This is a genomic window from Streptomyces sp. NBC_00704 (assembly GCF_036226605.1).
In the GTDB taxonomy this organism is placed as follows: domain Bacteria; phylum Actinomycetota; class Actinomycetes; order Streptomycetales; family Streptomycetaceae; genus Streptomyces.
In genome coordinates, this window is record NZ_CP109000.1 from 1,932,641 (window position 1) to 1,958,939 (window position 26,299).

The 26,299-nt window shown below is 71.8% G+C and carries 20 protein-coding genes and 2 pseudogenes; 11 read left to right on the forward strand and 11 right to left on the reverse strand.

From position 1 onward, the window contains the following. Positions 1-30 precede the first annotated feature (30 nt). A complete protein-coding gene (gene uvrA, locus OG802_RS08560) occupies positions 31-3,093 on the reverse strand; it encodes an excinuclease ABC subunit UvrA (RefSeq protein ID WP_329408716.1) in 3,063 nt (1,020 codons plus the stop codon). Positions 3,094-3,326: 233 nt separating this feature from the next. Here uvrA and OG802_RS08565 point away from each other — a divergent pair, with 233 nt between their 5' ends. Both OG802_RS08565 and OG802_RS08570 read left to right on the forward strand, forming a co-directional pair. Next, positions 3,327-4,022 (forward strand): maleylpyruvate isomerase family mycothiol-dependent enzyme, encoded by a 696-nt coding sequence (locus tag OG802_RS08565; protein WP_329408717.1) that lies wholly within the window; start codon positions 3,327-3,329, stop codon positions 4,020-4,022. A 9-nt stretch (positions 4,023-4,031) separates the two neighbouring features. Beyond that, positions 4,032-4,688 carry an MBL fold metallo-hydrolase gene (locus tag OG802_RS08570; RefSeq protein WP_329408718.1) on the forward strand — a complete coding sequence of 219 codons (657 nt, stop codon included), beginning with the start codon at positions 4,032-4,034 and terminating at the stop codon, positions 4,686-4,688. A gap of 339 nt (positions 4,689-5,027) precedes the next feature. Here OG802_RS08570 and aroQ read toward each other — a convergent pair whose 3' ends face one another. Then, on the reverse strand, positions 5,028-5,501 hold the full coding sequence (gene aroQ, locus OG802_RS08575; RefSeq protein ID WP_329408719.1) for a type II 3-dehydroquinate dehydratase: 474 nt from the start codon (positions 5,499-5,501) through the stop codon (positions 5,028-5,030). A gap of 98 nt (positions 5,502-5,599) precedes the next feature. Here aroQ and OG802_RS08580 point away from each other — a divergent pair, with 98 nt between their 5' ends. Next, entirely contained in the window at positions 5,600-6,646 is a 1,047-nt protein-coding gene (locus OG802_RS08580; protein WP_329408720.1) for a S66 family peptidase, read from the forward strand. A 67-nt stretch (positions 6,647-6,713) separates the two neighbouring features. Here the strand turns inward: OG802_RS08580 and OG802_RS08585 are convergent. The 7 genes and pseudogenes from OG802_RS08585 to OG802_RS08615 all read right to left on the reverse strand — a co-directional run bounded on the left by OG802_RS08585 (position 6,714) and on the right by OG802_RS08615 (position 15,856). Continuing rightward, positions 6,714-7,815, reverse strand: a pseudogene (locus tag OG802_RS08585) (calcium:proton antiporter). Between the two features lie 250 nt (positions 7,816-8,065). Further along, positions 8,066-8,380 carry an antibiotic biosynthesis monooxygenase family protein gene (locus OG802_RS08590; protein ID WP_329408721.1) on the reverse strand — a complete coding sequence of 105 codons (315 nt, stop codon included), beginning with the start codon at positions 8,378-8,380 and terminating at the stop codon, positions 8,066-8,068. Positions 8,381-8,508: 128 nt separating this feature from the next. Beyond that, complete coding sequence (locus OG802_RS08595; protein ID WP_329408723.1) at positions 8,509-9,507, reverse strand: TerC/Alx family metal homeostasis membrane protein; 999 nt, start codon at positions 9,505-9,507, stop codon at positions 8,509-8,511. 231 nt (positions 9,508-9,738) lie between these two features. Next, entirely contained in the window at positions 9,739-11,757 is a 2,019-nt protein-coding gene (locus OG802_RS08600; RefSeq protein ID WP_329408724.1) for a TerD family protein, read from the reverse strand. Between the two features lie 58 nt (positions 11,758-11,815). Next, positions 11,816-12,394, reverse strand: a complete 579-nt coding sequence (locus OG802_RS08605; protein ID WP_057580284.1) for a TerD family protein — start codon at positions 12,392-12,394, stop codon at positions 11,816-11,818. Positions 12,395-12,629: 235 nt separating this feature from the next. Beyond that, positions 12,630-14,774 carry an excinuclease ABC subunit UvrB gene (gene uvrB, locus OG802_RS08610; RefSeq protein WP_329408727.1) on the reverse strand — a complete coding sequence of 715 codons (2,145 nt, stop codon included), beginning with the start codon at positions 14,772-14,774 and terminating at the stop codon, positions 12,630-12,632. Positions 14,775-14,989: 215 nt separating this feature from the next. Further along, positions 14,990-15,856 (reverse strand): MHYT domain-containing protein, encoded by an 867-nt coding sequence (locus OG802_RS08615; RefSeq protein WP_329408729.1) that lies wholly within the window; start codon positions 15,854-15,856, stop codon positions 14,990-14,992. Positions 15,857-16,130: 274 nt separating this feature from the next. Between OG802_RS08615 and OG802_RS08620 the strand changes: the two genes are divergently transcribed. The 4 genes from OG802_RS08620 (at position 16,131) to OG802_RS08635 (ending at position 19,588) form a co-directional block, all read left to right on the forward strand. Further along, positions 16,131-17,003, forward strand: a complete 873-nt coding sequence (locus OG802_RS08620; RefSeq protein ID WP_329408731.1) for a glycerophosphodiester phosphodiesterase — start codon at positions 16,131-16,133, stop codon at positions 17,001-17,003. Positions 17,004-17,054: 51 nt separating this feature from the next. Then, positions 17,055-17,618 carry a methylated-DNA--[protein]-cysteine S-methyltransferase gene (locus tag OG802_RS08625; protein ID WP_329408733.1) on the forward strand — a complete coding sequence of 188 codons (564 nt, stop codon included), beginning with the start codon at positions 17,055-17,057 and terminating at the stop codon, positions 17,616-17,618. A gap of 120 nt (positions 17,619-17,738) precedes the next feature. Then, a complete protein-coding gene (locus tag OG802_RS08630; protein ID WP_329408735.1) occupies positions 17,739-18,647 on the forward strand; it encodes a pseudouridine-5'-phosphate glycosidase in 909 nt (302 codons plus the stop codon). After that, a complete protein-coding gene (locus tag OG802_RS08635) occupies positions 18,644-19,588 on the forward strand; it encodes a carbohydrate kinase family protein (protein WP_329408737.1) in 945 nt (314 codons plus the stop codon). Before OG802_RS08630 ends, OG802_RS08635 begins: the two co-directional genes overlap by 4 nt. A gap of 16 nt (positions 19,589-19,604) precedes the next feature. On the opposite strand, the gene OG802_RS08640 is transcribed toward OG802_RS08635, so the two are convergent. Then, positions 19,605-20,399 carry a methyltransferase gene (locus OG802_RS08640; RefSeq protein WP_329408739.1) on the reverse strand — a complete coding sequence of 265 codons (795 nt, stop codon included), beginning with the start codon at positions 20,397-20,399 and terminating at the stop codon, positions 19,605-19,607. A 380-nt stretch (positions 20,400-20,779) separates the two neighbouring features. Between OG802_RS08640 and OG802_RS08645 the strand changes: the two genes are divergently transcribed. Continuing rightward, entirely contained in the window at positions 20,780-21,907 is a 1,128-nt protein-coding gene (locus tag OG802_RS08645; RefSeq protein ID WP_329408741.1) for a magnesium and cobalt transport protein CorA, read from the forward strand. An 88-nt stretch (positions 21,908-21,995) separates the two neighbouring features. Here OG802_RS08645 and OG802_RS08650 read toward each other — a convergent pair whose 3' ends face one another. Beyond that, positions 21,996-22,637, reverse strand: coding sequence for a uridine kinase (locus tag OG802_RS08650; RefSeq protein ID WP_329408743.1), 642 nt, complete (start codon positions 22,635-22,637; stop codon positions 21,996-21,998). Between the two features lie 319 nt (positions 22,638-22,956). On the opposite strand from OG802_RS08650, the pseudogene OG802_RS08655 reads away from it, so the two are divergent. From OG802_RS08655 to OG802_RS08665, 3 genes and pseudogenes are all read left to right on the forward strand, one after another. Continuing rightward, positions 22,957-23,634 (forward strand): annotated as a pseudogene (locus tag OG802_RS08655) (DUF2293 domain-containing protein); the annotation flags it as partial. Positions 23,635-23,973: 339 nt separating this feature from the next. Continuing rightward, on the forward strand, positions 23,974-24,453 hold the full coding sequence (locus OG802_RS08660; RefSeq protein WP_329408745.1) for an anthrone oxygenase family protein: 480 nt from the start codon (positions 23,974-23,976) through the stop codon (positions 24,451-24,453). Between the two features lie 242 nt (positions 24,454-24,695). Then, positions 24,696-26,183 (forward strand): glutamate synthase subunit beta, encoded by a 1,488-nt coding sequence (locus OG802_RS08665; RefSeq protein WP_329408747.1) that lies wholly within the window; start codon positions 24,696-24,698, stop codon positions 26,181-26,183. The last annotated feature ends 116 nt before the right edge of the window (positions 26,184-26,299 follow it).

Sequence of the window (26,299 nt, forward strand, 5' to 3'; positions counted from 1 at the left end):
GGGCGCCGCCCGTTCGCCGCGCTTGCCTTCTCAGGCCTTGCGGGTGCGCGTCGTCTTCTTCGCCGGAGCCGCCTTGGCCGGCTTCGCGGCCTTCTTGGCGGTCGCGTCCTCGCCCGCGCCCGCCTTCGCCGCCGCTGTCTTGGCGGTCGCCGTCTTGCGCGGGGCCGTCTTGGCGGCGACGGTCCTGGCGGCGGCCGTCTTCTTCCCGGTCGCCCGGCGGGGGGCCGGGACGGACGCCGCGTCGCTGATCCGGTCGGCGTCGAGGATCTCGCGCAGGAACTTGCCGGTGTGGCTGGTCGACACGCCGGCGACCTCCTCCGGCGTGCCCTCCGCGATGACGAGGCCGCCGCCCGCGCCGCCCTCGGGGCCCATGTCGACGACCCAGTCGGCGGTCTTGATCACGTCGAGGTTGTGCTCGATGACGATGACCGTGTTGCCCTTGTCGACGAGGCCGGAGAGGACCGTGAGGAGCTTGCTGATGTCCTCGAAGTGCAGGCCCGTCGTCGGCTCGTCCAGGACGTAGACCGTGCGACCGGTGGAGCGCTTCTGCAGTTCGCTGGCGAGCTTCACGCGCTGGGCCTCGCCGCCGGACAGGGTGGTCGCGGCCTGGCCGAGCCGGACGTAGCCGAGGCCGACGTCCTTCAGGGTGTTGAGGTGCCGGGCGATCGAGGGGACGGCCTCGAAGAATCCCGTGGCCTCCTCGATCGGCATGTTCAGGACGTCGGCGATGGACTTGCCCTTGTAGTGGACCTCCAGGGTCTCCCGGTTGTAGCGGGCGCCGTGGCAGACCTCGCACGGGACGTAGACGTCCGGGAGGAAGTTCATCTCGATCTTGATCGTGCCGTCGCCCGCGCAGTTCTCGCAGCGGCCGCCCTTGACGTTGAAGGAGAAGCGGCCGGGCAGGTAGCCGCGGACCTTCGCCTCGGTCGTCTCCGCGAACAGCTTGCGGACGTGGTCGAAGACACCGGTGTAGGTGGCCGGGTTGGAGCGCGGGGTGCGGCCGATGGGCGACTGGTCGACGTGCACGACCTTGTCGACGAGGTCGTCGCCCTCCACACGCGTGTGCCGTCCCGGGACGTTCCTCGCGCCGTTCAGCTCACGGGCCAGGTGCGTGTACAGGATGTCGTTGACCAGCGTGGACTTGCCGGATCCGGACACGCCGGTGACCGCCGTGAAGACGCCCAGCGGGAAGGACACGTCGATGTCCTGCAGGTTGTTCTCGCGAGCGCCGTGGACGGTGAGCCGCCGGGAGGGGTCCTGCGGGCGCCGGACGTCGGGCAGCGGGATCGCCTTCCGGCCGGACAGGTACTGCCCGGTCTGCGACTCCTCGTTGGCGAGCAGCTCCTTGAGGGAGCCGCTGTGCACGACCTTGCCGCCGTGCTCGCCCGCGCCGGGGCCGATGTCGACGATCCAGTCGGCGACCTTGATGGTGTCCTCGTCGTGCTCGACGACGATGAGCGTGTTGCCCATGTCGCGCAGTCGCACGAGGGTTTCGATCAGCCGGTGGTTGTCGCGCTGGTGCAGGCCGATGGACGGCTCGTCCAGGACGTACAGGACGCCGACGAGGCCGGAGCCGATCTGGGTGGCCAGCCGGATGCGCTGGGCCTCGCCGCCGGAGAGCGTGCCGGCCGCGCGGTTGAGCGAGAGGTAGTCCAGGCCGACGTCGACCAGGAACCGCAGCCGTTCGTTGACCTCCTTCAGGACCCGCTCGGCGATCTTCTTGTCGCGGGCGTTGAGCTTGAGCTCGCCCAGGAACTCGGCGCAGTCGCTGATGGACATGCCCGACACCTCGGCGATGGACTTGCCCATGACGGTGACCGCGAGGACGAGCGGCTTCAGCCGGGTGCCCGCGCAGGTGGGGCAGGGCACCTCGCGCATGTAGCCCTCGAAGCGCTCGCGGCTGGAGTCGCTCTCGGCCTCGCTGTGCCGGCGCTTCACGAAGGGCACGGCGCCCTCGAAGGGGGTCGTGTAGACCCGCTCGCGGCCGTACCGGTTGCGGTAGCGGACCTCGATCTGCGTCTTGTGGCCGTGCAGCAGCGCCTTGCGGGCGCGCTGCGGCAGGCCCGCGAAGGGGATGTCCGTGCGGAACCCCAGGGCGTCGGCGAGCGCGCCGATCAGCCGGCTGAAGTAGTCCTTGGTGTGGCCGTGCGACCAGGGGTGGATGGCGCCCTCGTCGAGGGACTTGTCCTCGTCCGGGACGATCAGCTCGGGGTCGACCTCCATGCGCGTGCCGATGCCGGTGCAGTCGGGGCAGGCGCCGAAGGGCGAGTTGAAGGAGAAGGAGCGCGGCTCCAGCTCCTCGAAGGACAGGTCGTCGTACGGGCAGTACAGGTGCTCCGAGTACATGCGCTCGCGCTCGGGGTCGTCCTCGGGGAGGTCGACGAAGTCGAGCACGACCATGCCGCCGGACAGCCCGAGGGCGGTCTCCACGGAGTCGGTGAGGCGGCGCTTGGCGGTGTCCTTCACCGTGAGGCGGTCGATGACCACCTCGATGGTGTGCTTCTCCTGCTTCTTCAGCGCGGGCGCGCTGGACAGCTGCACCGTCTCGCCGTCGACCCGCGCGCGGCTGTAGCCCTTGGTCTGGAGGTCGGCGAACAGGTCGACGAACTCTCCCTTGCGCTCGCGCACCAGCGGCGACAGCACCTGGAACCGGCTGCCCTCGGGCAGTTCCAGCACCCTGTCGACGATGGCCTGCGGCGACTGGCGCGTGATCGGCCGGCCGCACTCGGGGCAGTGCGGTTTGCCGATGCGCGCGAAGAGCAGACGCAGGTAGTCGTAGACCTCGGTGATGGTGCCGACCGTGGAGCGCGGGTTGCGCGAGGTCGACTTCTGGTCGATCGAGACGGCCGGGGAGAGGCCCTCGATGAAGTCGACGTCCGGCTTGTCCATCTGGCCGAGGAACTGGCGGGCGTACGAGGAGAGCGACTCGACGTAGCGCCGCTGGCCCTCGGCGAAGATGGTGTCGAAGGCCAGCGAGGACTTGCCCGACCCCGACAGGCCCGTGAAGACGATGAGCGAGTCGCGTGGCAGGTCGAGCGAGACATTCTTGAGGTTGTGCTCGCGCGCGCCACGGACGATGAGACGGTCGGCCACGCCGGTCCGCACCTTTCTTGAGAGAAGTGACAGGGGCGAGGCCCCGTCTCTTCCAGACTAGGGGGAGCCACTGACAACGCCGGTCGGGAGGAATCCCGGGTTCACCGGTTCACAACAATCCCCGGCCTTCCAGCATGCCCGACGCCGCCACCGACCTTATAGCACGCGCATTCGATTTGCGGGCTCCATCGGCCGTCTTCACCCGAAGGAGTGGCGGGACTAGGGTCATGACCATGATTGATCACGCTCATGACCTGGAGTCCGTACGCGAAGCGACCGACCGGCTCCTCAGCGCGGTCGCCGGACTGGACAACGCGGCGGTGGCCGAGCCGTCACGCCTGCCCGGCTGGAGCCGCGGACATGTCCTGGCTCACATCGCCCGCAACGCCGACGCGCTCGTGAACGTCCTGGAGGGCCGTCCCATGTACGCCGACGCCCAGGTGCGCGACGCGGACATCGAGCGCGACGCCCCGCGTCCGCTGGACGTCCAGCTCGCGGACGTACGGGAGAGCGCGGCCCGCTTCCAGGCGGCGGGAGCGGTGCCGGCGGACTGGTCGCGCACGGTCGAGCTGCGCAACGGGGTCGTCGACGCGGCGGCCCGGCTGCCCTTCCGCCGGTGGGTGGAGGTCGAGCTGCACCATGTGGACCTCGGCATCGGCCTGGAGCTGGAGGACCTGCCCGAGGAGTTCACCGAGCGGGAGACGGAGTTCCTCGCGGAGCGGTTCGAAGGGCATCCCGAGGTGCCGCCGACCCGTGTGACGGACGGCACGCGCGTGTGGCACACCGGACGGAAGGCCGAGGGCTCCGGAGGGCCCGAGGTGACCGTCACGGGTGCTCCCGCGGACGTTCTGGGCTGGCTCTGCGGTCGCCGTGACGGATCCGGTCTGACGGTCGACGGCGGGCCGCTGCCGGCCCTTCCCCCGCTATAGGCTGCGGCCATGACGTACAGCGGACAGGTGACGGTCGGCGGCCCGGCGGACGTGCACGAGCTCAAGGACCTGATGATCACCAAGATCGCGGTCGGCCCGATGAACAACAACGCCTATCTGCTGCGCTGCCGGGCGACGGACGAGCAGCTGCTGATCGACGCGGCGAACGACGCGCACGCCCTGCTCGGCACGATCGGTGACGACGGCATCGCGTCCGTCGTCACCACCCACCGGCACGGCGACCACTGGCAGGCGCTCGCCGAGGTCGTCGCGGCCACGCACGCGCGTACATACGCCGGCCGCGAGGACGCCGCGGGCATCCCGGTGCCGACCGACGTCCTGGTCGACGACGGCGACGTGATCCGGGTGGGTGACGTCGAGCTGACCGCGCGCCACCTCGTGGGCCACACGCCCGGCTCGATCGCCCTGGTCTACGACGACCCGCACGGCCATCCCCACGTCTTCACCGGCGACTGCCTCTTCCCCGGAGGCGTCGGCAACACCCACAAGGACCCCGAGGCGTTCGCCCGTCTGATCCACGACGTCGAGACGAAGATCTTCGACGTTCTGCCGGACGAGACGTGGGTCTATCCGGGACACGGCGACGACACCACGCTGGGCGCCGAGCGCCCGCGTCTGCCGGAGTGGCACGCACGCGGGTGGTGAGCCGGACCGGAACCGGCACGGGGCGCTGCCGGACCGGAACCGGCACGGGGCGCTGCCCGACCGGAACCGGCACGGGGCGCGCGTCACCCGGCGTGCGCCCCGTGTGAATCCCACACACGCGCCGGCCCCTCGCGCGCGCTCCCCGCACCGGTGGTTGCGCGGTCAACTGGTGTCAGCCCCGCGCGGGATGACGGCTCCGGCGCGGATCGGGCCGCCGGTCACATCCCCGCCCTCGGCCGGCGGCCCAGGCCTTCCCAGCCGTGTTCTCCCGACGCACGACAGCGCCCGGTGCGCGGCTCGTCGCCGGCGGGTAAGGACCGGCGTCCTGGACGCCGGTCCTTACGCGTCGGTCTTTCCCGGGCCGGCCAGCGCCGCGACGCGCTCCACGGCGAACACATAGCCCTGCACCCCGCAGCCGGCGATGACGCCGTCCGCGCGCAGGGAGACGTACGAGTGGTGCCGGAAGGACTCGCGCCGATGGATGTTGGAGATGTGGACCTCCAGCACCGGAAGGCCGTCGCAGGCGTTGAGCGCGTCCAGGATCGCCACCGAGGTGTGCGAGTAGGCGCCCGGGTTGATCACGATCCCGCAGTGGTGCAGCCGCGCCTCGTGGATCCAGTCGACCAGTTCGCCCTCGTGGTTGGACTGCCGGAAGTCCACCGTGCCGCCGTGCGCGGCAGCCGCCCCGGCGCACATCGCCTCGACGTCGGCGAGCGTGTCGGAACCGTAGATCTCCGGCTGGCGCCGGCCCAGGAGGTTCAGGTTGGGGCCGTTCAGGATCATGATCGGGGCGTTGGCCAGGCTGCGGGGCACGGTTCCTCCGGTCCGTTCGGGTGCGGCCCGTCGAGGACCGCCGCTCGGACCGGTTTATCACGGTGCATCCGCGGGACCGCGGCCCGTATCCTCCGGGCATGCCGACGCCCGCGTACCCGCCCAAGCCGTCGCCCGGCGACCGGGTGGCTGTCGTCTCGCCCTCGTCGGGGCTGCCGGAGCTCTTCCCGCGTCCCTTCGAACTCGGCCTGGCGCGGCTGCGCGAGGAGTTCGGGCTGGAACCGGTCGAGTACCCGGCGACGCGCCGGATGGGCGCGACGGCCCGGGAGCGGGCGGACGATCTGCACGCCGCGTTCGCCGACCCGGACGTCAAGGCGGTCGTCGCGTCGATCGGCGGCGACGACCAGATCACCGTGCTGCCGCTGCTGGACCGGGAGTTGCTGCGCTCCTGCCCCAAGCCGTTCTTCGGCTGGAGCGACAACACCAACCTGTTGGCGTTCCTGTACGAGTGCGGTGTGGTCGCCTACCACGGCGGGAGCGTGATGTGCGAGTTCGGGCGGCCCGGCGCCATGCATCCGCTGACCGCCGAGTCGCTGCGGGCCGCGCTGTTCACCTCGGGCCCCTATGAACTGCGGCCCGCGGAGCGCTTCAACGACGTCGGGCGCGACTGGGCCGACCCCGCGACCTTCGAGTCGGAGCCGCGGTCCCGGCCCGGCGCCGGCTGGAGCTGGGTCAACGCGGACCGCGTGGTGGAGGGCCGCAGTTGGGGCGGGAACCTGGAGATCCTCTCCTGGCTGCTGATGGCCGACCGCGCGATCGCGCGCGACGAGTCGGCGTACGACGGCGGCGTCCTGATCCTGGAGACCTCCGAGGAAATGCCCGCCGCGCGCGACGTCTTCCGCTTCCTGCGCTGCATGGGCGAGCGCGGTCTGCTGCGGCGCTTCCCGGCGTTGTTGACGGCGCGCCCCAAGTGCTGGTCCTTCGAGCGCCCCCACAGTCCGCGGGAGGCCGCGCGGTACGCCGCCGACCAGCGGGCGGCGGTGGAGCGCGCGCTGCGCGAGTACGCCCCCGACACCCTGGCCGTCTTCGACGTGGACTTCGGCCACACCGACCCGCAGTTCGTCATCCCCTACGGCGGCACGGTCCGTGTCGACGGTCCCGCACGGCGCGTCACCGTGACCTACTGAGCCCCCCGCGCGCCGTCCGCGCCCCGCACGCACGTCCCGTGTCCGGGCCCGGCTTCTTCGTGGGCCGCTACGGGTTGATGGCCAGCTCCAGATAGGCCGCGAAGAGCACGAGGTGGACGCCGCCCTGCAGGGGCGTGGCCCGGCCGGGAACGACGGTCAGCGAACTGACCACGACCGTCAGCGCGAGCAGCACCGTGTAGGTGGAGTCGAGGCCGAGGACGAGCGGCCCGGAGAGCCAGAGGGAGGCCAGCGCGACGGCGGGGATGGTCAGTCCGATGCTGGCCATCGCGGAGCCGAGTGCGAGGTTGAGGCTGGTCTGGACCCGGTCGCGGCGGGCCGAGCGCAGTGCGGCGATGGTCTCGGGGAGCAGCACCAGCAGCGCGATGATCACTCCGACGACGGCGTGGTGGAGGCCGGCGCTCTCCACCGCCGACTCGATCGTGGGCGAGACCCCTTTGGCCAGGCCGACGACGCCGATCAGGGCCAGGCCGAGCAGGGAGAGGCTGACCAGGGTGTCCCGCGAGGTCGGGACGTCGGCGTGGTCGTCCGCGGTGATCACCTCTCCCTGCCTGGTGATCGGCAGGAAGTAGTCGCGGTGGCGGACGGTCTGCGTCGCGACGAAGAGGGCGTAGAGCATCAGCGAGGACACGGCGGCGAATGTGAGCTGGACGTCGGAGAACTCCGGGCCCGGTCTGCTGGTGGTGAAGGTCGGCAGGACCAGGCTGAGCGTGGCCAGGGTCGGCCACGGTGGCCAGGGCGGCGCCGGTGCCCTCAGGGTTGAAGACGGCCGTGCCGTGGCGCAGGGAGGCGACCAGCAGGCTGAGGCCGACGACGCCGTTGCAGGTGATCATCACGGCGGCGAAGACCGTGTCCCTGGCCAGCGTCGCGCTCTTGTCGCCGCCGTCGGCCATCAGGGTGACGATCAGGGCGACTTCGATGATCGTCACGGCGATCGCGAGGACGAGCGAGCCGAACGGCTCCCCCACCCGGTGGGCGACGACCTCCGCGTGGTGCACGGCGGCCAGGACGGCTCCGGCGAGGACGAGCGTGACCAGGGCGACGACCGCGCCGGGCAGGTCGCGTCCCCAGGTCAGGGCCAGCAGGACGACCGCCAGCGCCGGCACGAGGGACGTCCGGCGGGCCGCGACCGACGTGAGCCGAGCGATCATGCAGTGATCGTCGCAGAGCCGTACTGGCTGCGCATTCCGGCCAGTACGGCCCTGCGACCGGTGCCGCAGGTGCGGCCGGGGTGGCGTGCGGGCGGCCGGTCGGGGCTTGCGTGCTCACCGGGGTCGGGTGCCCGAAGCGACCGGAGTGCTCGCCGGCCGGCGTGCCCGGGGGTCCCGCCGGTGCGCCCGGTGCGCCCGGTGCGCCCGGTGGGCGCGGTGGGCGCGGTGCGGGCGAGCCGGCCGGCCCGCGTCACCTGTGTTCGGCGGCCTCCACCACGTCGCAGTCGGTGAAGGACGGCGGTGTGGTGCACAGTGCGGCCATCGCCTGCGCGAACTTGCCGGTGTCCGGGTCGTCGTTGTTGCGCATGGCCGCCTCGTAGGAGTCGAACTCGACCACCACCAGGTAGCGGCCGGGGCGGCTGCGGTCCTTGAGGACGAGGCGTCGGACCGGACCGTCGGGCCGGCCGGCGAGACGCTGGTCGGCGTCGGCGGCCAGCGCCCGCATCTCGTCGATGCGGTCGGTCTCGAACTGGAGGATCTGCACGAACTTCTGCGGTGTACTCATGGCGCCTCCGCCCGGTCCGGCGCCCCCGGGTCGGAGGGGGCGTCCACCTCCAACGAAGCACCGGGAGCGGCGCCCGGCAATTCGCCGCACGCCGCCCCTGGGGGCTGTCGTCGCTACGCCGTCCGTGGTCAGGCCCCGATGCTGTCCTTCGGAGCGCCTTCGCTCTCGGCGCGCGCCGCCTCGTCCGCCGCCTTCCTGGAGGCCCACAGGCTGGTGATCGTGGTGACGATCAGGACGAAGCAGATGACGCCCAGCGAGACCGGGATGCTGATCTCGGGGACATGGACGCCGGACTCGTGCAGGGCGTGCAGCACCAGCTTCACGCCGATGAACCCGAGGATGATCGACAGGCCGTAGCTGAGGTGCACCAGCTTCCGCAGCAGACCGCCGATGAGGAAGTACAGCTGCCGCAGGCCCATCAGGGCGAAGGCGTTGGCCGTGAAGACGATGTACGGGTCCTGCGTGAGGCCGAAGATCGCGGGGATCGAGTCGAGGGCGAAGAGCACGTCGGTCGTGCCGATCGCGAGCATGACGACCAGCATCGGGGTCATGACCCGCTTGCCGTTCTGCTCGATCCACAGCTTCGTGCCGTGGTAGCGGTCGGCCACGCCGAAGCGCTTCTCCACCGCCTTGAGCAGCTTGTTCTCCTCGAACTCCTCGTCCTCCGCGTCGGCACGGGCCTCCTGGATGAGCTTCCAGGCGGTCCAGATCAGGAAGGCGCCGAAGAGGTAGAAGACCCAGGCGAAGCTGGCGAGGATCGCGGCGCCGGCGGCGATGAAGATCGCTCGCAGGACCAGGGCTATGAGGACGCCGACGAGCAGGACCCGCTGCTGGTACTGGGACGGGACCGAGAACTTCGCCATGATCAGCACGAAGACGAAGAGGTTGTCGACGCTGAGCGACTTCTCGGTGATGAAGCCGGCGAAGAACTCGCCGGCGGGCTCGCCGCCGCCGAAGAGGAGCAGGCCGACCCCGAAGAGCGCGGCCAGGGCGATCCAGACGACGGTCCAGATCCCGGCTTCCTTGATGGACACGTCGTGCGGCTTGCGGCCGATGAAGAAGTCGACCGCGATGAGGGCGGCGAGGCCCACGATGGTGAGGACCCATAGGGTCACGGAAACATCCACTGCGCCTCCGGCAGTACGTAACGGCAGGTGATCAGCGTCGTTGCGCTGCCGGAGGTCTCTTCCACCCGCCCCCTGAAGGGACGGGCCGGCGCCCCGGGATCATCGGTGATCCGTATTGACGGGTACGCCGCAGCAGGAGTACTCCCCTCCGTGAGGAAAACAGTACCCCAACCACCAAGAAAAGGTAAAGCGATTGGCAAAAGAAAGACCAAGTTGCCTGGTCAGCGACCTTTACGTGTACGTGATGCGCGCTTTCGCCACCTCGGCGAGGACCTGCCGGAGCACCTGGCTGCCAGGCGGCACGAGCGGCGGCTCGTACGTCCAGGCATGACCGACCCAGGGGTCGGCGAGGTGGTCCTCGGCCACCGGAGTCAGCCGCAGCAGCCCCCGCCACAGCGGATCCAGCAACGGACCGTAGCCGCCGGCGTCCTCCCGGTCGGCGACCATCATCAGGTGCACGCCGACGGCAGGGCCCTCATCCGCGAGATAGCGCAGCTGGGTCACCGCCCGGTCGTCGAACCCGTGCGGGAAGTCGTTGACGACCAGCAGCTGCTGGGAGGTGTCGAAGCCGGGCGGCAAGGAGTCGGCCGCACCGCCGCGCACCGCCATGTGCAGCAGGTCGACCCGCTCGGTGAGCTGCCCGAGGACCGCCGACACGCCTGCCGCGCCCGCCGCGGGCGGAGCCGCGAGCACACCGCTCTGCACCAGCGGCGTGAGCTCCCGGGCGCCCGAGCCCGCCGGATCGACCACGTGCACCGTGAACTCGTCCGCGGGATGGACCGCCAGCAGGCGGGCGACGTGCGCCACTGCGGACTCCATCGCCAGTCGGCGCATCTCGTGCGGGTCGACGAACGCGCCGTCGACGGAACCCGGCCGGCCGCTGTCGATCCACAGGCCGCGTTCCAGCGGGAGCCGGACCAGCATCGGGATGCGCAGCGGATCACTCTCGGGCAGGTGGAGGTCGCCCAGGCGCAGGGCCATGGGCATCTCCATGGGCGTGCGGTAGGCGTGCCAGACGGGGTTGTCCCACCGCGCGAACGCCGCCGGCAGCGCCGGTTCGACGACGTCGGCCTCGGCCCCGAGCTGGACGAGGTCGCGTTCCAGCGCCTCGCGCGCCTGGTCGACGAGCTGGGCGCGTCTGCTCTGCGCCGCCTCGCGGGCCGCGTCTCCCTGCCCGCCGATCCTGCTGCGCGGATCGGACAGGACCTGGTCCAGCTCCTTCTCCATGCGCGTGTCGGCGAAGTCGACGGCGCTGCGGTACGCGGCCGTGGTGCGGGCGAGGTCCTCGAACATGCCCCAGACCTGGTTGTACAGCCGCTCGTCCATCGACCACCCGGTCGCGTCGCCCGCGACGGGGCGTGCGGGCTGCCCGGGCGGCGGTGGGGGCGCGCTCGGCGGAGGCGGGGGCGGGGGCGCGGTCCGGCGACGCGGGTGGCTGTAGTCGATCGGCCCGCCGGGCGGGACCGTCGGCGTCTGCTGGGCGGCGTCCGGTTCCGCCGACGGGGAACCCTGCGGGCTCTGGGCCGTGTAGGGGCCGGCCCCGCTGTGGCCGTGCTGAGGCCCGCCCGGTTGCGGGGCGCCCTGCTGCGCAACGTACGGGGAGCCGCTCGGGTCGGGGCCGAGCGTGGACGTCGTGGCCGTCTGGCGGGAGCGGTCCCCGTCGGCCGGACGCGCCGGCGGGGCCGGCACCGAGCGGGCCAGCCCGCGCGCGACGGCCTCGTCGATGGCGGCGGCGACGCCGTGCGCCTGCGGCAGTCCCTGGTCGGTGAGGAGTTCGGCCAGGCCGCCCGCGTAGCCCTGGCCGACGGCGCGCACCTTCCAGGCGCCCTGCCGCCGGTACAGCTCCAGGGCGACGACCGCCGACTCCGCGTCCAGACCGGTGATGGTGTACGAGGCGACCTCGGCGCCGTCGAGTCCGGTGACGGCGACGAAGGGCGCCGCGATCGAGCCGAAGCTGACCGGCCCGCCGGCGCCGGGGGGCAGCGCGAGCAGGACGTCGACCCGGTGCACGGCCGCCGGCACGGCGTCCAGGTCCACCGCCAGGCGGTGGTCGGCGGCCGCCTGCCGGGAGACCTCCAGGCCGGGCAGGGTGGGCACCCCCGGGTGGGCCACCCACTCGACGCCGTGGATCCTGCCGCTCTCGTCCCCGAGCGTGGCCGCGGCCACGACCGGCCGGCCCGCCGAGACCCGGATCTCGAGCCGGACCTCGGAGAGCGGGTGGTTCTGCCCCCGCACCAGCTCGGCCACCATCGCCTGTCGTCCCCCCCTGCGTCGCGTGTGGTGTCGTCGTGTGCCGCTTGCCGGCCTGTTACAGCGCCGGCAGGATCGCCGGCATCAGGTCCTGGAACGTGCGGCCGTTGGCGGGCGTGCCGAGGGCCGTCATGTTCCAGCCGCCGCCGACGCGGTGCACCTTCGCCATGATCTGGGCCGTGTAAGCGCCGCCGCCCGCGAGCGTGTAGCGCGCGAGCTCCTGGCCGTTGGTCTCGTCGACCAGGCGGCAGAAGGCGTTCTGCACCTCCTGGAACGTCTGGCCGGTGAAGGAGTTCACGGTGAAGACGATCTGGTCGATGTGGACCGGCACGCGCGCGAGGTCCACCAGGATCGCCTCGTCGTCACCGCCCTGGCCGACACCGCCGACGAGGTTGTCGCCGGTGTGACGGACCGAGCCGTCGTCGCTCACCAGGTGGCGGAAGAAGACGACGTCGACCGGCTGCTTGTCCGCGAACAGCACCGCGGAGGCGTCGAGGTCGATCTCGCGGGTCCGGGAGCCGAACAGGCCGCGCCGCGGAGCCGCCTGCCAGCCGAGACCCATGCGCACCGCGGTCAGGCTGCCCCCGTCGTTCTTCTGCAGACTGATGGCCTGACCCTTGGTCATGTTGACGGTCACGCGCTGATTCCCCTCTCGACTGTCCCCTGTTGCCGCGGTCCCCGCGGTTGACCGAAACACTACGCAAAGGCACTGACACTGCCGTAGCCAGGCCCGCGCTTTGTGTCGCTCTTGCAACACAGCGCGGGCCGGCCCCGGCCACAGCCGCCGCAGCGGCCCCGCAGGAACGGTCCCGCCTCCCCGCCGGGCCGGTCGGCCCGGTCCGGCCGTTCGGCCGGGCCCGCCGCCGCGTCCGTCAGGCCAGTCCGGCCTCTCTCATCTGGCGCAGTTCCTTCTTCATCTCGGAGACCTCGTCGCGGATCCGGGCGGCGACCTCGAACTGGAGGTCCGCCGCGGCGGCCCGCATGCGCTCCGTCATCTCCTCGATCTGCCCGGCGAGTTCGGCCGCGGGACGGTCGGTCGGAACCGTCTCCGCCGCCTTGCCCTTGGCCGCCTTGGCCTTAACGCCCTTGGCCGACTTCTCACCGAGGGAGGGCACCGGGGCCTTGGTGCCGCGGCCGTCCTTCTTCGCCCGGTAGCCGGTGCCGAGCAGCTGCTCGGTGTCGACCTCCTCGCGGGCGATCTGGGCGACGATGTCGTTGATCTTCTTGCGGAGCGGCTGCGGGTCGATGCCGCGCGCCGTGTTGTAGGCGACCTGCTTCTCCCGGCGGCGGTTGGTCTCCTCGATCGCCCGCTCCATGCCCGGGGTGATCTTGTCGGCGTACATGTGGACCTGGCCGGAGACGTTGCGCGCCGCGCGGCCGATCGTCTGGATCAGCGAGGTGCCCGAGCGCAGGAAGCCCTCCTTGTCGGCGTCGAGGATCGCCACCAGCGACACCTCTGGCAGGTCGAGGCCCTCCCGCAGGAGGTTGATGCCGACCAGCACGTCGAACTCGCCGGCGCGCAGTTCGCGCAGCAGCTCGATACGGCGCAGCGTGTCGACGTCGCTGTGCAGATAGCGCACCTGGATGCCGAGTTCCAGGAAGTAGTCCGTGAGGTCCTCGGCCATCTTCTTGGTGAGCGTGGTCACCAGGACGCGCTCGTCCTTCTCCACGCGCAGGCGGATCTCGTGCACCAGGTCGTCGATCTGGCCCTCGGTCGGCTTGACGACGACCTCCGGGTCGATGAGGCCGGTGGGGCGGATGATCTGCTCCACGACGCCGTCCCCGCGCGAGAGCTCGTACTTGCCGGGCGTCGCCGACAGGTAGACGGTCTGCCCGATGCGCTCCTGGAACTCCTCCCACTTCAGCGGGCGGTTGTCGAGCGCGGAGGGCAGCCGGAAGCCGTGGTCGACGAGGGTGCGCTTGCGGGAGGCGTCGCCCTCGTACATGGCGCCGATCTGCGGGACGGTGACATGGGACTCGTCGATGACGAGGAGGAAGTCGTCCGGGAAGTAGTCGAGCAGGGTGTTGGGCGGCGAGCCCGGGAGACGGCCGTCGAAGTGCATCGAGTAGTTCTCGACGCCGGAGCAGGAGCCGATCTGGCGGAGCATCTCCAGGTCGTACGTGGTGCGCATCCGCAGCCGCTGGGCCTCCAGCAGTTTGCCCTGCTTCTCCAGTTCGGCCAGCCGCTCGCCCAGTTCCTTCTCGATGTCGTTCGCGGCGCGCTCCAGGCGCTCGGGGCCCGCGACGTAGTGGGTGGCCGGGAAGATGTACAGCTGCCGGTCGTCGCTGATGATCTCGCCGGTGAGCGGGTGCAGCGTGGACAGGGCCTCGATCTCGTCGCCGAACATCTCGATGCGGACGGCGAGCTCCTCGTAGACCGGGAAGATCTCGATGGTGTCGCCGCGCACCCGGAAGGTGCCGCGGGTGAAGGCCAGGTCGTTGCGGGTGTACTGGATGTCGACGAAGCGGCGCAGCAGCTCGTCCCGGTCGAGCTCGTCGCCCACCCGGAGGGGGACCATCCGGTCCACGTACTCCTGCGGGGTGCCGAGGCCGTAGATGCAGGAGACCGAGGCGACCACCACGACGTCGCGCCGGGTGAGCAGCGAGTTGGTCGCGGAGTGACGCAGACGCTCGACCTCCTCGTTGATCGAGGAGTCCTTCTCGATGTAGGTGTCCGACTGCGGTACGTACGCCTCGGGCTGGTAGTAGTCGTAGTACGAGACGAAGTATTCGACCGCGTTGTTCGGCAGCAGTTCGCGGAACTCGTTCGCCAGCTGGGCGGCCAGGGTCTTGTTCGGGGCCATCACCAGGGTGGGGCGCTGGAGCTTCTCGATCATCCACGCGGTGGTCGCGGACTTTCCGGTGCCGGTGGCGCCGAGCAGGACGACGTCCTTCTCGCCTGCTTCGACGCGCTTGGCCAGCTCGGCGATGGCCGCCGGCTGGTCACCGCTGGGCTGATAGGGACTGACGACCTCGAAAGGCGCCACCGTGCGTTCGATGTGGGAAACGGGCCGCATGCCATCCACCGTACGACCCCCCACTGACAACGCGGCCCGATCAGGGCCTGCGCGGGCGTCCGCCCCTTCCGGCGGGGCCGGGGCCGAGCGGTTGCGCGGGGTGCGGCGCCGGCCCGGCGGAACCGGCGGATGCCGGGCGCGAGGGCTCCGCCGGATACGGGACGCCGCCCGCCGCGTGGGGCCCGGGAGTGCCGCGGGATGCCCGCGGCGGTTGCTCAGCGGTTCTGCGGCGCGCGGGACTCGCGGTGGGCCACCCGCCGGCGGCCGCGGAGCCGGGAGCGGCGTGCGGGGCGCGGGACGGGCGGGTGCGCGGGCACGCCGGGCTTGTGCTCGGCGGGGGTCCAGTCGGGCCGGCCCATGACCATCAGCGGGTCGAACATGACGACGACCCCGGCGAGGCAGAGGAAGGCGAGGGGGCCGATCAGCATCGGGGCGAGGAGGGCGGCGGGTGAGTCGCCCGGCGTCGGCGTCTCGGCGGTGTGCAGGTGAACGCTCAGGGCGGTCATGCCGGTGTAGTGCATGCCCGTGACGGCCAGCCCCATGACCAGGCTCGCGCCCACGCTCCACAGGAAGCCCCTGACCTGCCCCGCGGCCCACAGGGCGGCGGTGGCGGCGGCCATCGCTATGACGACGGAGACCGCCACGGTGAGCGTGTCGTACTCGAGGTTGCCGTTGAAGCGCATCCCCGCCATGCCCAGGTAGTGCATCGAGGCGATGCCCAGACCGGTGACCGTCCCTCCGGTGAAGAGCGCGGTCCCCGTCGCGCCCCGGTAGCCGACGATGAAGATCCCGACGCCCACCATGACGATGGCGACGCCCAGGCTGGCGTAGGTCGTCGGCTTGTCGTAGTGGATCGGGGCGCCCTCCACCGTGAAGCCGATCATCGCGATGAAGTGCATGGTCCAGATGCCGGAGCCGATGGCCGCGGAGCCGAGAGCGAGCCACCCCGGGCGCCAGGAGTGGGCGACGAGCATGGCTCTGGTCGTGCAGCGCAGACCGAGTGCACCGCCGAGGCAGGCCATGAGATAGGCCACCAGCGGTGTGACGAGGCCGTAGCTGAAACCGTCGACCGTGCCCTGCATGCGCGGTTGCCCTTCGCCCTGTTGCCTGATCTTCGAAAACGCGCCCGCCCACGACCGTCGAGCGCGGCCAAGGCTGAGAGAGAGTATGACCCCCACCGGAATGGTCGAACGATTTTCCGGCAAAGAAACACGGCCTTGCCGCACATGTGCGCCAGTGGTGACGGGTCCCTGTCGCCCCCCTTCCGCGCCCCCGCGGTCCTCCTGCGCTCCCCCGCCGTCCACGCTCTGCTGTCACAGTGAGGCTGTAGGTGATCGCACGACGCGAGGAGTACGCATGCACGCGCGCGTTATTGCCGCCACGGCCGCCGCCGTCCTGGGCTGCACCGCCCTGCTGTCCCCCGCTCACGAGGTACGGGCGGACACGGCCGTACGGCCCTCGGTGATCGCCCACCGGGGCGCGTCCGCCTACGCACCCGAGAACACCCTCGCCGCCGTCGACAGGGCAGCCGCCATGGGCGTCCTCTGGGTGGAGAACGACGTCCAGCGCACCAAGGACGGCGAACTCGTGGTGATCCACGACGACACGCTCCGCCGCACGACCGACGCCGAGCGGGTCTTCCCCGGCCGTGCCCCGTGGAACGTGAAGGACTTCACCGCGGCCGAGATCGCACGGCTCGACGCGGGCAGCTGGTTCGGCGCCGCGTACAAGGGCACGCGCGTGCCCACGCTCAAGGCTTACCTCGACCGGGTGGAGCAGCACCACCAGAGCCTGCTCCTCGAGGTCAAGAACCCCGAGCTGTATCCGGGCGTCGAACAGCAGATCCTCGAGACACTGGACGACGAGGGCTGGCTGGACCGGCGGCACCTCACCGACCGGCTGATCGTGCAGAGCTTCAGCGCCGCCGCCCTGCGGACCGTGCACCGCCTGCGGCCCGGCGTACGGACCGGACTGCTCGGCGCGCCGGCCGCGGCGGACCTGAGCGGCTACGCCGGATACGCCGATCTGATCAACCCGTCGCACACCGCCCTGTCCCCGGCCTACGTCGACGCCGTGCACGCGCTGACCGGGCCGCACGGCGCACCGATGAGGGTGTTCGCCTGGACCGTCGACGACGCCGCGACCGCCCGGACCGTCGCCGGGTACGGCGTCGACGGCGTCATCACCGACAAGGCGGACGTGGTGCGGCGCGCCCTCTACTGGTACTAGCCGGGCGGCGACGACCGTGGCGTTGTCGGTGGCGGGTCGTACGGTGGGCCCATGGACAGCGATGGGCAGTACGGGCAGCAGGTGGTGTGGACCGTCGTGGGCAGCGACATCGGTCCGCTGCTGCTGGCCGCGACCGGCGAGGGCCTGCTCTGCGTCGGGTTCCACGCCACCGACGCGGTGCGCGACAGGACGCTCGACCGGCTGGCGGGCCGTATGGGCGTGCGGCCCGTCGAGGCGCCGGACTCGCCGTTGCTGGCCGAGGCGATACGCCAGCTCGAGGAGTACTTCGCCGGGAAGCGGCGCGATTTCGAGCTGCCGTTGGACTGGTCGCTGCTCTCGGGGACCTCGGGCTTCAACGGGCAGGTGCTGCGCGAGCTGGCCCGCGGTGTCCCGTACGGGGCGGTCGTCGGCTACGGCGATCTGGCCAGGCGCGTGGGGCAGCCGGGCGCGGCGCAGGCGGTGGGGGTGGCGATGGGCTCCAATCCCCTGCCGGTCGTCGTGCCCTGCCACCGGGTGGTCGAGAGCGACGGCGGCATCGGGGGGTTCGGCGGGGGTCTGGAGACCAAGCGGAAGCTGCTCGCGCTGGAAGGCGTCCTGCCCGAGCCGCTGTTCTGAGCACCCCGTGCGGCCCGTACGCGCGGCAGGGCGGTGTCGTCCCCCACAGGCCGCGGGGGTTTGACCGGCCGTGCCGCCCGCCAGAGATGAGGGGGAGGCCGACGGACAGGAGGCGGGCGCGTGGTGCTGGTGGTGTCGGAAGAGGTAAGGGACGCGGTCGACGCGGGTCGTCCCGTGGTGGCCCTGGAGTCCACGATCATCTCGCACGGGCTGCCCCGCCCCCGCAACCTGCAGGTGGCGCTGGAGCTGGAGGCGCTCGTACGCGCGGAGGGCGCGGTACCGGCGACGATCGCGGTGCTGGACGGGCGGCCCCACGTGGGTCTGGACAAGGGGCAGTTGGAGCGGGTCGCCAACGAGGACGGTTTCCGCAAGCTGGGTCATCGCGACCTGCCGCTCGCGGTGGCCTGCGGAGCGAGCGGGGCGACCACGGTGTCGGCGACGGCCCTGCTGGCGACGCGCGCGGGGGTGCGGGTGTTCGCGACGGGCGGGCTCGGCGGGGTGCACCGGGAGTGGACGCTCACCCAGGACGAGTCGGCCGACCTGCGGCTCCTGGCGAGCACCCGGATCACGGTCGTGTGCGCGGGCGTCAAGTCGATCCTGGACGTGCCGGCGACCCTGCAGCGGCTGGAGACGCTGGGCGTCGCCGTGGCCGGGTACCGCACGGACCGCTTCCCCGGGTTCTACCTCTCCGACTCGGGCCATCCCGTCGACTGGACGCTGGAGACTCCGTGGCAGGCCGCCGAGGTCATGCGGGCTCAGGACGCGCTCGGAGCACCGGAGTCGGCGCTGATCGTCGCGAACCCGGTGCCCGAGGAGGAGCAGCTGGATCCGGAGCTGCACGCGCGGGTGCTCGCCGACGCGCTGCACGCGTGCGCCGAGGCGGGCGTGACCGGCCAGGGCGTCACCCCGTTCCTGCTCGACCATCTGGTCCGGCACACCGACGGCGCGTCCCTGAGCGCCAACCTGGCGGCGGTGCGCGGCAACGTGCGGCTGGCGTCGCGGATCGCGACGGAGTGGGCCGAGGCATGACCGGCGGGGCACTGCTGGTCGTCGGGGACGTCGTGACGGACGTCGTCGCGCGCCACCGCGGCCCGCTGGCGCCGGGCACGGACACGGCCTCCGTGATCCGCACGCTGCCGGGGGGCGCGGGGGCCAATGTGGCGTGCTGGGCGGCGCACCGGGGGTGTCCGGACGTGCGGCTGCTCGGGCGGGTGGGCGCGGAGTCGGCGGCCTGGCACGAGCGGGAGCTGATCGCCTGCGGGGTGCGGCCCCGTCTCGTGATCGATCCGCACCTGGTCACCGGGACGGTGATCTGTCTCGTCGACACGGACGCCGCCGCCGAGCGGACGTTCCTCACCGACAGCGGCGCGTCCCTGCGGCTCACCCCGGACGACTGGTCGGACGCCCTTCTCGACGGAGTCGGCCGACTGCACCTGTCGGGCTACCTGCTGTTCTCGCAGACCGGGCGGGCTCTGGTGCGCACGGCGGCGGCGTCGGCACACGCGCGTGGTGCGCAGGTGAGCCTCGATCCCGCGTCGGCGGGCTTCCTGGCGGAGCTGGGCGCGGACCGCTTCCTGGCACTCGTCGAGGGGGTGGACGTGCTGCTGCCCAGCCGAGACGAGGCCGGTCTGCTGACGGGGCTGTCCGATCCCGCGGAGGCCGCGGCCGAGCTCAGCCGTCACTTCCCTCTGGTGGTGGCCAAGCACGGCCCGGACGGCGCGCTGGTGGCCCGGGGCGGGGCCGTCCTCGCCCGTGTTCCGGCCGTCGCGGCGACCCCGACGGACACCACGGGCGCCGGCGACGCCTTCACCGGAGCGTTCCTCGCCGCGCTGCTCACGGGCGCCGACGCCGAGACGGCGGCGGCCGAGGGCTGCCGGGCCGGGGCGGAGGCGGTGGAACGCGTCGGCGGCAGACCGCCCACCTCCGTAGAGACGACAGCGACGACGACGCGGTCGGCGCACGTCCACTGAGAGGACCGCCGGGCCACTACCCCTTGCGGCCCCAGGCCGAGATCATCGGTGCGGTCGCGAGGTCCATGCTGCCGGAGGCGACGTTCGCGAGGTGCCGGTCGATCTCCTCGTCGGTCGCGAGACCCGCCTTGACGAGCTCGTCGCGGATCTGGCGGACCGTCGCGGACTCCAGGGCGGTGCAGGCCGGGGAGGTGACGGGAAAGTAGGCGTCGGCCTCGACCCGGACCAGGCCGGCCTCGCGGAGCAGACGCGGTAGCCTGCGGCCGTAGGAGAGGTCGGCGCCCCGGCCCGCGAGAAGCTGACGGAAGCCGTGTCGCAGCCGGTTCGCCAACTGCTGTTCGGGGCCGTGCTCGTCGGGGCAGAGCAGGGGCTGCAGGGCGGGGTCGGCGTCCTCGATGAGGATCCGCCCGCCGGGGCGCAGGGCCGCGACCATGGATCGCAGGGCGCGCTCCCGGTCGGGTACGTGAACCAGGACCAGCCGGGCGTGCACCAGGTCGAGCCCCTCCATCGGCGGCTCGTCGACGCCGACGTCGTGGACGCGGACCTCCACCGGCGGGCGGGCGACGGGCCGCAGGCGGGAGGTGTCGATGTCCGTCGCGAGGACCTTGCCCGTCGGACCGACCTTCTTCGCCAGCCAGGACACGACGGAGGGGCCGCCGGCGCCCGCCTCCCAGCAGCGCCAGCCGGGGCCGATCCCCAGCCCGTCGAGATGGCGGAACGTCGTGGGATCGAAGAGGGCGGCGAAGGCGTCGAAACGCTCCCCCGCCTCCGACTGCCGGTTGTCGAGCAGGTAACCGTCGGATCGCGTCATGCGGCGATCATCCCAGCCGTCCGGCGTGCCGACCGTGGTCGACGCGGCCGAAGGCCCGGCTTCGCAAGCGCCGCGGCCGCTCTCGCGACGTGTGCGACACCGCGTCGCCGCCGCGGCCCGAGGCGGCCGAAGTCCCGTTGCCCGCAGGCGGGAGGCCCGGTCGTTCACCGGCGCGAAGCTCCGTCGCCCACCGGCGCGAAGTTCCGTCGTCCACCGGCGCGAAGTTCCATCGTCCACAGGCGGGAAACTCCGTCGTCCACAGGCCGGAACAAAGCGGAACCTTCCGTTTCCACAGGCCTCCGCACCGGGTCTCCGGGCCTGGCAGACTGGCGCGCCAGGCGCAGGAATGCGGCACGAGGAGATCACGCGAGGAGACCTGGATGACCATGGCGGGGAATCTGCGGAAGGTCGCCGACTTCGGCAGGGCCGGCGGGCTGCGCAGGGTGGCGCGGCTGGCCCGACGGCGTCCGCGCGTCGACCTCAGCCACCACGCTCGCTCCCCGTTGGGGTCGTCCGTGGTGAACTGCGTGACGTACCAGGACGGCGTCCGGGCCCCGAGCGGCGGTGACCTGGTCGAGACGGTGGAACGGGTGCGCAGGAACGGCCACGGTTTCGTCTGGCTCGGCCTGCACGAGCCGACCAGCGACGAGTTCGCGGGCATCGCCGAACTCTTCGACCTGCACCCGCTGGCCGTCGAGGACGCCGTCGAAGCCCATCAGCGGCCGAAGGTCGAGCGATACGGCGAGGCGCTGTTCGCGGTGTTCAAGACGGTCTGCTACGTCGAGCACGAGGAACTCACCGCGACGAGCGAGGTGGTGGACACCGGCGAGATCATGGTGTTCGTCGGCCGGGACTTCGTGATCACGGTGCGCCACGGACGGCACGGTTCGCTGGGCCCGCTGCGTGAGGCGCTGGAGTCGGACACGGCCCAGTTGGAGAAGGGCCCGTCGGCGGTGCTGCACGCCGTCGCGGACCATGTGGTCGACGACTACCTCAACGTCATCGACGCGGTGCAGTCGGACATCGACCAGGTCGAGACGGACGTGTTCGCGGAGAACGGCGCTCGGCTGGACCCCGGGCGCATCTACCAGCTCAAGCGTGAACTGCTGGAGCTGAAGCGGGCGGTGGTGCCGCTCGCTCGGCCGCTGCTCGATCTGGCGGACCGGCCGGTCCGGGTGGTCGACCCGGAGATACAGGCCTACTTCCGGGACGTCTCCGACCACCTGCTGCGAGCCACCGAGCAGATCGCCGCCTTCGACGAACTGCTCAACTCGATTCTGCAGGCGCACCTGGCGCAGGTCACGGTCGCGCAGAACGAGGACATGCGCAAGATCACGGCATGGGCGGCGGTCATCGCGGTGCCCACGATGGTCTGCGGGGTGTACGGCATGAACTTCGAGCACATGCCGGAACTGCACTGGAGATTCGGCTATCCCCTGGTCCTCGGCGTGATAGCCGTGGCCTGCATGGTCCTGCACCGCGGCTTCCGGCGCAACGGCTGGCTCTGAGCAGCCCCGCCTTCGCCGATCCGGTCACGCCCACACGCGTGTGGGTGAGGGGGCGAGGAGGCGAGGAGGTGAGGGGGCGGGAAGCCTGTCAGCCGCTCCAGGCGGGATGGCGGGGGTCGTCCGCCCGCACGAGAACGTCGGCCGTGGCAGCCGGGTCGGTCTCCTGGTCGTAGCGCTCGAAGGCGGGCAGCGTCCAGTGATCGGCTTCCGCCGTGCGCCGGCGCAGGGCAGCCGGGGAGAGCAGCACATGGACGCTCAGGTCGAGGGGGAACCAGTGTCGCAGCAGGAAGGGACCGTGCAGCAGAAGGAAGCCGCCGCGCGGCAGCGTGACATAGGAGCTACGGGTGGCGCGGTCGGTGACGGGATCGCGGAGATCGGGCAGGACGCGTCCGTCGCCGTCCGCGTCAAGGGGGTTGAAGACCTCGCGCCACAGCGCGCCGGTGTCGAACCAGCCGTCGTAGTAGGCCTCGACGTCCTGGCGGCCGTGTTCGAGGCGGAGCGAGGCGGGCCGCAGGAAGCCGTGCGTGTCCACCACCTGCGCGGGACGGCCACGGGTGCGCAGCGCCTCGGCGACACGAGACGCGAGATCTCCCGGGCGGGCGGCCGGTGCCCCGTCGAAGGCGATGCGCGGCCAGGGGCTCCCGTCGTCCGGCTTCAGGTCGAGCAGCCGCTCGGCGAGAAGGTCGCCGAGTCGTTCCCAGGTGATCGCTTCGAGTCGCACACGGCCCATGATGCGTCAGTCGCCGACCGGAATGCGTCGCAGTCGGAAGCCGTCGCCGAGCCCGTGCACGCGTGACCCCATCGTGGACGGCACGGGGACGGGTGGCGGTGACCAGGCCGGCGGGGAGGGGGTGGCGGGCGGGCCGACGGGGAAGGGGGTGGCTGGGCAGTCCAGCAGGGAGGTCCGGTGGTCCGAGGGGCAGTCCGGCAGTCCGGCGGGCAGTCCGGCAGTCTGAGCCGGCAGCAGTGCAGCAGGTTGCTTCGGCGGTGGGCACGGCTGGGGTCGTCGGTCGGGTGCCCTGGGTGTCCGCTCGGGGAATGAAGCCCGTATGGCACCCGCAGTTCCCCCTGTCCCCGCGCCGCACCGCCGCATGGTCGTCGTCCAGCCGCTCCGGCAGAAGCTCTGCGCCGGGTGCCGTCGCGGGCCGTTGGCGATGCTCGTCCTGGAGGACGCCGCGCCCCGCTGCCTCGACTGCGCCGACCTCGGCCACCTCGTCTTCCTGCCGCGCGGTGACACGGCGCTGACCCGCAGGGCGCGTGAGGAGAGCGGGCTGTCGGCGGTGGTGGTCCGGTTCAACCGGCGCAAGGGGCGCTACGAACGGCAGGGCGTCCTCGTCGAGGAAGCCGCGCTCGTGCGGGCGGAGGAGCGGTGTCTCGCGGACGCCGAGGCGCGGCGGCGACGTCGGATCCGGGACGCCCGACGACGGGCCGTGCAGGACGCGCGGTTCGCGGAGGCGTTCGCGGCGGAGATCCTGCGCCTGTTTCCCGGCTGCCCGGAGGACCGGGCGCTCGGGGTCGCCGCGCACGCCTCGCTTCGAGGCAGCGGTCGGGTCGGGCGCAGCGCCGCCGGCCGGGCGCTGACCGAGGGCGCCGTCGTCTCGGCGGTCGTGGCCTCCGTACGTCATCTCGACACGGCGTACGACCGGCTGCTGATGAGCGGGCTGCCGCGGTACGAGGCACGCCGGCAGATCGCGCCCGCCGTGGAGGCGCGGTTACGGGCTTGGCGGGAGGGGCGGGAGGGGGTGGAAGACCGGGAGGGGCGGGAGGGGTCCCGGAGGCCCGCCGATCGGGGCGTGGCTCTCACTCCCGCGACTCCCCAGGCTCCAGCTGCTCCGGCGGGTCCAGTTGCTCCGGCACGCCCGGCCGCTCCGGCGCGCCCCGCTGCTCCGGCGGGGCCAGTCGCTTCGGCGGGGCCGGCGGCGTCCTGCTGAGGCCGTCGGGCCGGACGACGCCGCGTGCGCCGGTGCGCGTTTCGGCCATGGTCACCCAGCGCGGACAGGATTTCACTTGAGGCGACGGAGCGCACCGGGCAAGATCTCCGCTCGACCGTGGGAGTTGACGTTGTCATGATCGATGGACCGTATCCGGTGCTCGCGATGCTGGGCGCGCTGGCGACGGGGCTGATGGCCGGACTCTTCTGCGCCTTCTCGCTCCTGGTGATGCGCGGGCTCGCCGCCCTGCCGGCCGCGCAGGGCGTGGCGGCGATGAACGCGATCAACTCCTCGGCGATGACAGCGGCGTTCATGGTTCTCTTCCTGGGCGTGGCCGTCCTGTGCGTGGTGATCGCCGTCGTGACGTTCGTACTGTGGCCGGCCCACGGGACGGTGTACTTGCTGCTCGGCAGCGCGCTGTATCTCTGCGGCGCGTTCGGTGTGACCGTGGTGGCTAACGTGCCGCGCAACGAGGCCCTGGCGAAGCCGGCGCCGGACGCCCCGGAGGCCGTCGCCTACTGGCCGACGTATCTGCGCGAGTGGACCAGATGGAACCATGTGCGGGCGGTGGCCTCGGCCGCCGCCGCGCTCGTCTACGCTCTCGCCCTGATCTGATGCGATCTGATCTCTGATCTCTGATCCGGTCCGATCACGTACGCCCTCACGCTGAACCCTGATCGGATCTAATCCGATCCGATCGGATCCGATCGACCGGCAGCGAAGGGCCACGCCCCGGAACCTTCGGTGAAAGCGCTGTCCCGCCCCTCTGCGTGGGCGGTCAGCGGCACGTATCGTGGCCGGAAGAGTGCCGCCCGATGACGCTCGGCCTGTCGTACGCGTAGGCGAGGAACACGCCCATGGCCGATCCCAAGGGATTCATGACGACACCCCGCCAGGACTGGCCCCGCCGGCCGGTCGAGGAGCGGGTACGGGACTGGGACGAGGTGTACGTCCCCGGGGCGCTGCTGCCCCTGATCAGCAAGCAGGCCGACCGCTGCATGGACTGCGGGGTTCCGTTCTGCCACGACGCCTGTCCGCTCGGCAATCTCATCCCCGAGTGGAACGACCTCGTCTCGCGGGAGGACTGGCGGGCCGCCAGCGACCGGCTGCACGCGACGAACAACTTCCCCGAGTTCACCGGCAGGTTGTGCCCCGCTCCGTGCGAGGCCGGATGCGTGCTCGCCATCAACCAGCCGGCCGTGACCATCAAGAACGTCGAGGCGGCGATTGCCGACCGGGCCTGGGCCGACGGGCTCACGCCACCGCGGCCGCCGGACCGGCTCTCGGGCAAGACGGTCGCCGTGATCGGTTCAGGACCCACCGGGCTGGCCGCGGCTCAGCAGCTGACCCGGGCCGGGCACACCGTCGCCGTCTACGAGAAGGACGACCGGATCGGCGGGTTGATGCGGTACGGCATCCCCGAGTTCAAGATGGAGAAGCGTCATCTGGAGCGGCGGATCGAGCAGATGCGGGCGGAGGGCACGAAGTTCCGTACGTCGACCACCGTCGGGCGGGACGTCATGGCGGGGGATCTGCGGACGCGCCACGACGCCGTCGTCATCGCCACCGGTGCGACCGAGTGGCGTGAACTGCACGTGCCCGGGCGAGAGTTGACCGGCATCCAGCAGGCGATGGAGTATCTGCCGCTGGCCAACCGGGTGTGCGCGGGCGATCTGGAGGCGTCCCCGATGTCCGCCGCCGGCAAGCACGTCGTCATCGTCGGCGGCGGCGACACGGGGGCCGACTGTCTGGGCACGGCGGTGCGCGAGGGCGCCGCGTCCGTCACCCAGCTGGACATCTACGCGCAGCCCGGCGTGGAGCGCGACGAGGACGCCGACCCCTGGCCGACGTACCCGAAGATCTACCGGCTCTCGGCGGCGCACGAGGAGGCGCGCGACCTGGAGTCCGCGCCGGCGGCGGACGCCGACGCCCGGTTGTTCGCGGCGTCCACGCTCCGTTTCACCGGCGACGCGACCGGGCACGTGCGGTCGCTGCACCTGGTCGAGGTGGACGCGCGGCGACGGCCGGTGGAGGGCACCGCCAGGGCGCTTCCGGCCGACCTCGTACTGCTCGCCCTCGGCTTCTCCGGTCCCGACCGGGAGGACGGTCTCGTCGAACAGCTCGGACTGGCCCTGGAGCCGCGTGGCACGATCGCGCGGGACGGCGACTTCGCGACGAACGTGCCCGGTGTGTTCGCCGCGGGCGACGCGGCGCGCGGACAGTCGCTGATCGTGTGGGCGATCGCGGAGGGCCGGGCGGTGGCGGCCGCCGTCGACCGCCATCTGACCGGGAGTTCACGGCTGCCGGCGCCGATCGGGCCGTACGACCGGCCGATGGGCGTCTAGGACGCGCGCGCCGGAACGGTCGTCCCGCCGGGATCGGACGGGATCGGATCGGGCGGGATCGGATCGGATGGGGTCGGATCGGATGGGGTCGGATCGGATGGGGTCGGATCGGATGG